Source organism: Bartonella florencae, assembly GCF_000312525.1.
In the GTDB taxonomy this organism is placed as follows: domain Bacteria; phylum Pseudomonadota; class Alphaproteobacteria; order Rhizobiales; family Rhizobiaceae; genus Bartonella; species Bartonella florencae.
The window spans coordinates 1-7134 of record NZ_HE997451.1 but is presented as its reverse complement, the minus strand read 5'-3'; the positions used below and the strand labels follow the sequence as shown (position 1 = coordinate 7134).

Genomic DNA, 7134 nt, shown 5'->3' with positions numbered 1-7134 from the left:
GCTCTTTGCCATCGCTATCAATCTCTTGTTTTGTTCTCTTACTTTTTAGCACTCAAGAACAGGACTATAGAACTGGATGAAACCGGACTCCCCTACTCAGCCCGACTATTACAACTCTTAAAGACGGATAACCCGTCCAATTATGATGAAAAAATCTTTCACCATACTCAATGAGCCTAATCATCAGCAACTGTTTGGAGCGGGTAGCGGGAATCGAACCCGCGTATTCAGCTTGGAAGGCTGCTGCTCTACCATTGAGCTATACCCGCATGCCCCACGTACTAACTCTTCTGCGATGAATGGTGGAGGGGGTTGGATTCGAACCAACGTAGCATACGCAACGGATTTACAGTCCGCCCCCTTTAACCACTCGGGCACCCCTCCCATTACATCGGCAAAGCTGCGTGACGAGGCATCACGACAACCAAATTTTGATTTCTCAATTCAAACTGGCTTCGAGGCGGTTATGACGATTACTATCGTCTCTGTCAACAGAATAAATACAATTCTGTACAAATTTTCTGCTAATAATTTTTAAATTATGGTTTTTTTCTATCTATTTTTGCTCCTAAAGCGCTATAAAGAAACTATGAAAGAAAAAATATCGAAAAATTCTCATTATGCTCGTTTACGTCGCCGATATCGAGATGCAAAGAGTATTTCTCCTCGCTCTCTCATACAGCCGAAAAAAAAAGCAGAATCCTTGCAACAAGGGACAATCCGTCTTTACGGCATCCATACCGTTCAGTCTGCTTTAAAAAACCCAAAAAGGATTTTTAACTCTCTCTATATTACAGCTAATGCTTTAAAACGATTAAATATACCCGAATCAGAATTACCTTGTCCTGCTACATTATGCTCTCCTAAACAACTTGATGTGCTTGTTGGAAGTGATGCTGTTCATCAAGGAATCGTTCTAGAAACGGAACCCTTAAAGCCATGCAAATTATCTGAATTAACCAATACCGATCTTGTTGTTCTCATGGATCAAATTACCGATCCACATAATGTCGGTGCTATTATGCGCTCTGCAGTTGCCTTTAAAGCTGAGGCACTTATCACAACGTCGCGCCACTCACCCCAAGAAAGCGGAGTTCTTGCTAAAGCCGCATCCGGAGCTTTAGAGCTCATCGATTATATTACTGTACGAAACCTCGCTGAAGCTCTTCAAGAACTTCATAAAGCTGGTTTTATCAGCTTTGGACTTGATTCTGAAGGAAAATATCCTTTAGAAGCTGCATTAAAAGGGGAAAAAATTGCTCTTATTTTAGGGGCAGAAGGAAAGGGTCTACGTAAAAAAACACGTGAAACCGCTTGCACATTAGCGCGTCTTGATATGCCTGGAAATATTAAATCATTAAATGTTTCAAATGCAGCAACAATAGCGCTTTATGCTGCCCATAAATATCTTAGATCATAATTTTCAATTTTTTTGCGAAGTATCAAGAAAACCAATCAAAAAAAAGCCAGAAAAAAAACCACCAATATGTGCTTCCCAAGCGATTGAAACATCCTCTCCTACAAATAAAGAAGAAAAAATTCCTATGGTGAGATCAATACTCAACCATACACTTACAAAAACCAGTACACTCTTTGAACGTAATACTTTTTTTACAGGTAAGAGAGGACCTAAAAACCTTTCATTCCGTATACTGTCTCCCAAATAGTTTAGAGGAAAACCATAACGTACAATAGCCCCCACCATTCCACACACAGCACCAGACGCCCCAACAAGCGATATCGCACTGTTTTGGTGAAATACAAAATACGTCAATACAGCTATAATCGCTGTTAATATCCAAAAAACTAAAAAACGTAATCCACCCAAATGCCTTACCAAAGGAGAACCAAATACCAAAAGCCAAGCCATATTAAAAGCAACATGTTGAAAACTACCATGCATGAATGAATAACTAATAATTGTATAACAAAATGCTAATGGCTCAGCTTTAAATAACATTGGTGTAAATGAAAAAAGCTCAAAGCTTTCAAGAGATAGTGTATGAGAAAAAAAATACTGAGGAATAATATAAATACAAAAACAAAGTGCGATCAAAAATACTATAATAAACGGGACATTTAATAATGGTTCTTTAGGTTTTTTTGGAAAAAATGACACGTTATTTTGCTGATTAACATATTTCATTATATAAAATCTCATACTCTCCAGTGAATTGATCGTTATTTGTACAAAAGAGATCTATCAATTTTGATAATAAGGCAGTTTAAACTTAACTTCCTTTGCTTCTCACTCCTAAACTGCAAATATCGTTCTATGAAAACATTTCTATCTTATATAAGAGGATATTTAAAATATCCTCTACAAAGCTATAGCATTATAATAAACTTAAACCGAAATCATTCATTTGAATAAAATTTCTCTTATGGAAACATATATAATTTTGTTGATTCAGTTTTTTAATATACTGCTCAATCAAAAAGAAAAGATTCTATTACCATAAGGAAAAATCCCAGAAATTCCTGTATATTTTCTCTGTAGGAAAATAGACTGCCTTATCGTTTAACAATTAGCCTCTTAAAGGCGCAACTATTCCCCTCTTTTCAGCATCTCATCACTCCTGTTTTAAAAAAGTTACATTTAGCTTCTTTAAAATAGGACTATAAAACAATAAGCTATATTGAAGCCCCCTTTTATATAAAAAATTATTGAACAGAAAAACTCTGAGAACTTTGTTTACAGTCTTTTAACCACACATCATAGATAGGATGTTCAACAGCATTCAAACCAGGACTATCTGCAAACATCCATCCTGTAAAAATACGCCGTACCTTTTTATCTAACATAATCTCATTCACTTCGATAAAACCAGTTGTACGAGTTGGTTCATCCTTGGAGCTCGTATAGCATGCTCGCGACGTCACCTGTAAAGCACCATATTGATAAACTTCACCAAGAGAAACTTCAAAACGGGTAGTTCGACCCGTAATCTTATCAAGACCAGAAAAAACAGCAATTCCATTGCTAATACGCTCAGCTTGCACTTCACAAATCGTGGAAAATACTACAATACCCGCTACAAAAAAATAACAAAAAAAACGCCTCAATTCTAACAGTAAAAAAGCTCTCATCACATCAAATCAATCGCATTTAAAAAATTCTACTTATAAAGTAGTTCAAATTAAGAAAAAACACACACACGCACCAAAATAGTTTACCTTTTAGGCGACCATGCATCATAATCTTCATGCACATAAGAAGGCTTGCCACTATAAGGAATAGCTCCCTTTGGACGATAAGCTTCACTTGTTCCTGTCATATTTGCAACATGGGGCTTTTCCCATGCATATGGATGATAATCTTCCTGCGTTGGGGGACAGTCACAGCGATGATGGATCCAGCCATGCCAACCTGGAGGAATAGTAGAAGCTTCAGAATAATCTTTATAAATAACCCAACGACGCGGATAACCATCCTTATGCATCCCTCCTTCATAATAGACATTCCCAAACTGATCTTTCCCTATCCGCTTACCTTTACGCCATGTGAAAAAGCGTGTGTTTATAGTATTGCCATTCCACCATGTGAAGAATTGCTTTAAAAAACGAACCATCTGTTGTTCCATTCTTTTAGTGCGCTCATGAAATCAATCGCTGAAATAATTTTTTTATAACATTTGAAATTACTGAAAACAAAATTTTACTGGTAAAATCACTAACAGTTTCATTTGATAGGTAAATGCATATCCATTAACTCTAAAAATATCACATTTATGGATTTTCCTCTACCCCTAACTTAATCTATGCCAAGTTTGCTCTTAACCAACTCATTAACAGTTTGAGGATTTGCCTTTCCACCTGTTGTTTTCATAACCTGTCCAACAAACCAACCAGCTAAAGCAGGCTTTTGTTTAGCCTGGGCAACTTTATCAGAATTGTTGGCAATAATTTCATCTACAGCTCTCTCTATAGCCTTTGTGTCTGTCACCTGCTTCATATTGCGTTCTTCTACAATCTGACGCGGATCCCCACCTTCATGCCAAATAATTTCAAAAAGATCTTTAGCAATTTTCCCAGAAATTGTTCCTTCTTTAATAAGATCAATAATTCCCCCCAATTGATCTGGTGATATTGGTGTTTCCTCAATCTCACGATTACCTTTATTTAAAGCGCCCAAAAGATCATTAATCACCCAATTTGCAACTATTTTTCCATCACGCCCATGGGCCACTTTTTCAAAATAATCAGCAATGGCTTTTTCTGTAACGAGAATAGAAGCATCATATACAGTCAATCCCATTTCTTTGATAAAACGGCTCCTTATATCATCAGGCAATTCAGGCAATTCAGCCGCTAGAGAGTCCACAAATGCTTGGTCAAATTCCAATGGCAAAAGATCAGGATCAGGAAAATAACGATAATCATGCGCTTCTTCCTTTGAACGCATAGACCGCGTTTCACCTTTTGCAGCATCAAAAAGCCGCGTTTCTTGATCTATGATACCACCATCTTCTAAAATTGCAATTTGACGACGTGCTTCATATTCAATCGCTTGACCAATAAAGCGAATAGAATTCACATTTTTGATTTCACAACGCGTTCCAAAACTTTCACCAGGGCGACGAACTGAGACATTAACATCCGCACGCATAGACCCCTCATCCATATTGCCATCACAAGTCCCTAAATAACGAACAATCGTACGCAATTTTGTCATATAGGCCTTGGCTTCATCTGAGGAGCGCATATCTGGTTTAGAAACAATTTCCATAAGAGCCACACCAGAACGGTTAAGATCTACAAAAGACATTGTTGGATGCTGGTCATGCATTGACTTGCCAGCATCTTGTTCAAGGTGCAAACGTTCAATGCCAATTTCAATGTCCTCAAACTGACCATTCGAATCAGGACCAACAGATATAACAATCTTCCCTTCTCCGACAATTGGATAACGAAATTGAGAAATTTGATACCCTTGTGGTAAATCTGGATAAAAATAATTCTTACGATCAAAAACAGATTTCAAATTAATATGCGCCTTTAACCCTAAACCCGTTCGAACTGCCTGACGAACACATTCCTCATTAAGAACAGGCAACATACCAGGCATAGCTGCATCAATAAGCGATACGTGACTGTTTGGCTCAGCACCAAATTTGGTTGATGCCCCTGAAAAAAGTTTTGAATTTGATATAATTTGTGCATGAACCTCCATGCCAATGATGACTTCCCAATCACCTGTCGCTCCAGAAATAAAACGTTTAGAATTAGGAGTGCGCGTATCAACGATGTTCATTGCCAATCCACTATTAATATTTTCTAAATACAATAAATGGCTAATCTAAAACCATTCTCAGTGCAAGCCTAGAATATAAATCTCATAAAAAAGCCCGACTTTATCGGGCCTGTTTGTGTTGGTGAATATTAATCTTTTTTAGATGCCTTTTTTTTAGCTGTAACTTTTTCTGCTGTTTTTTTCTTGGCAGGTTTTTCTTCTGTTACATCTGCTTCGTCAGCTTCCTTCATCAGTTCTTCAATTGTCACTTCTTTATCCGTAACTTTTATCCGTTCCAACAAATGATCAATGACTTTTTCTTCAAAAATTGGAGCACGTAAATTTGCCACAGCTTCCGGAGTATTACGGAAAAAATCCATAATTTCTTTTTCTTGTCCAGGATACTGGCGAACCTGATCAAAAACCGCTGCTTTTAATTCATCTTCACTTACTTTAACACCAACCTTCATGCCAATTTCAGAAAGCACTAAACCAAGACGGACACGACGCTGTGCAAGAACACGATACTCCTCCCGTGCCTGTTCCTCTGTAACCCCCTCATCTTCAAAACTGCGTCCAGCCTTTTTTAAATCATCATTAACCTGAGCCCATATATTGTTAAATTCAATTTCTAAAAGTCCTTCAGGAATATCAAAATTATAATCAGCATCTAAAGCATCAAGAATTTGACGTTTAATTTTTTGACGTGTCATTGTGCCATACTGGCTTTCAATCTGTCCACGAACAACTTCACGCAAACGATCTAAAGATTCTAAACCAACTTTTTGTGCTGCTTCATCATCAATTTTTAGCTCATCAGATTGAGAAACAGCTTTAATAGTGATATCAAATTCCGCATCCTTGCCAGCTAAATGAGCCGCATTATAATTATCAGGAAATTTAACAGAAATTGTTTTCTTATCACCCGCTTTTACACCAACCAATTGCTCCTCAAAACCAGGAATAAATTGCTTCGAGCCTAGAATCAATTGTGCATCATGATCTGCCCCCCCCTCAAATGGAACTCCCTCGAGCTTACCAAGATAGTCCATTGTAATGCGATCACCTTCTTCAGAAGGACCATCCTTTGGTGAATAATTACGAGTAGAAGAAAGAATACGTTTTACTTGATCATCAATCTCTTTTTCAGGAATAGCCGCAATTTCACGGGTAATCGCAATATGCTCAAAGTCCTTAATTTCAAATTTTGGTAAAACTTCATATTTTAAACTAAAAACAAAATCGACTTTTCCATCCAAAATCCGTTCATCTTCAGCTATATCAATTTTCGGCTGCATAGCTGAGCGTTCACCACGCTCAGCTAAAATAGAACTGGGCACATCATTGACAATCTCATTGAGAATTTCTGCCATAAAAGACTTACCGTACATCTTTCGTAGGTATCCAGCAGGCACCTTACCAGGACGAAAACCATTGAGTTTGATCTTATCCTTGGTATGATCCAACCGTTCATTCAATTTTTCTTCTAAATCTCTCGCCGGAACCACGATCTTAATTTCGCGCTTCAGTCCTTCATTAAGCGTCTCGGTAACCTGCATTTAAAAAAACCTTTATTTTCTTAAGGAGAGGGATGCCCCACTCTGATAACAACCACATTCTAACACTTGAGTGTTAAATCACCATAAAGTGAAATTCCACACATATAGATACCTATATGGACTCAAAAAATTCTTTTGGTGCGGATGGAGAGAACCATTTCATAACAATTTCTTACTATTTTTCAATAAGTTAATAAAAATACCAAATAATAAAACCACCTTTTGAACCACCTGATACATAGAATCTGTAGCGCTACCAAATAGCATCATCATCTATATATTGCAATTACGAATCGAGAAAGTATTCACATCTTGAATTTACATATTAATTGATAAAAGCAA

At 37.2% G+C, this 7134-nt stretch carries 6 protein-coding genes and 2 tRNA genes; 1 reads left to right on the top strand and 7 read right to left on the bottom strand.

The annotated features are described in order from the left end of the window. Positions 1-195: 195 nt before the first annotated feature. Both BN202_RS00040 and BN202_RS00035 read right to left on the bottom strand, forming a co-directional pair. Positions 196-269 (bottom strand) — tRNA-Gly (locus BN202_RS00040). Positions 270-300: 31 nt separating this feature from the next. Next, a tRNA-Tyr gene (locus BN202_RS00035) sits at positions 301-384 on the bottom strand. A 205-nt stretch (positions 385-589) separates the two neighbouring features. Between BN202_RS00035 and BN202_RS00030 the strand changes: the two genes are divergently transcribed. Then, positions 590-1420 (top strand): TrmH family RNA methyltransferase, encoded by an 831-nt coding sequence (locus BN202_RS00030; protein ID WP_019218467.1) that lies wholly within the window; start codon positions 590-592, stop codon positions 1418-1420. A 3-nt stretch (positions 1421-1423) separates the two neighbouring features. Here BN202_RS00030 and BN202_RS00025 read toward each other — a convergent pair whose 3' ends face one another. From BN202_RS00025 to tig, 5 genes are all read right to left on the bottom strand, one after another. After that, positions 1424-2146, bottom strand: coding sequence for a rhomboid family intramembrane serine protease (locus tag BN202_RS00025; protein WP_019218466.1), 723 nt, complete (start codon positions 2144-2146; stop codon positions 1424-1426). Between the two features lie 518 nt (positions 2147-2664). Further along, a complete protein-coding gene (locus BN202_RS00020; RefSeq protein WP_019218465.1) occupies positions 2665-3090 on the bottom strand; it encodes a DUF2155 domain-containing protein in 426 nt (141 codons plus the stop codon). Positions 3091-3173: 83 nt separating this feature from the next. Further along, on the bottom strand, positions 3174-3572 hold the full coding sequence (locus BN202_RS00015) for an NADH:ubiquinone oxidoreductase subunit NDUFA12 (protein ID WP_019218464.1): 399 nt from the start codon (positions 3570-3572) through the stop codon (positions 3174-3176). A 182-nt stretch (positions 3573-3754) separates the two neighbouring features. Beyond that, a complete protein-coding gene (gene gatB / locus BN202_RS00010) occupies positions 3755-5254 on the bottom strand; it encodes an Asp-tRNA(Asn)/Glu-tRNA(Gln) amidotransferase subunit GatB (protein ID WP_019218463.1) in 1500 nt (499 codons plus the stop codon). A gap of 128 nt (positions 5255-5382) precedes the next feature. Beyond that, entirely contained in the window at positions 5383-6792 is a 1410-nt protein-coding gene (tig, locus tag BN202_RS00005) for a trigger factor (protein ID WP_019218462.1), read from the bottom strand. Positions 6793-7134: the final 342 nt, after the last annotated feature.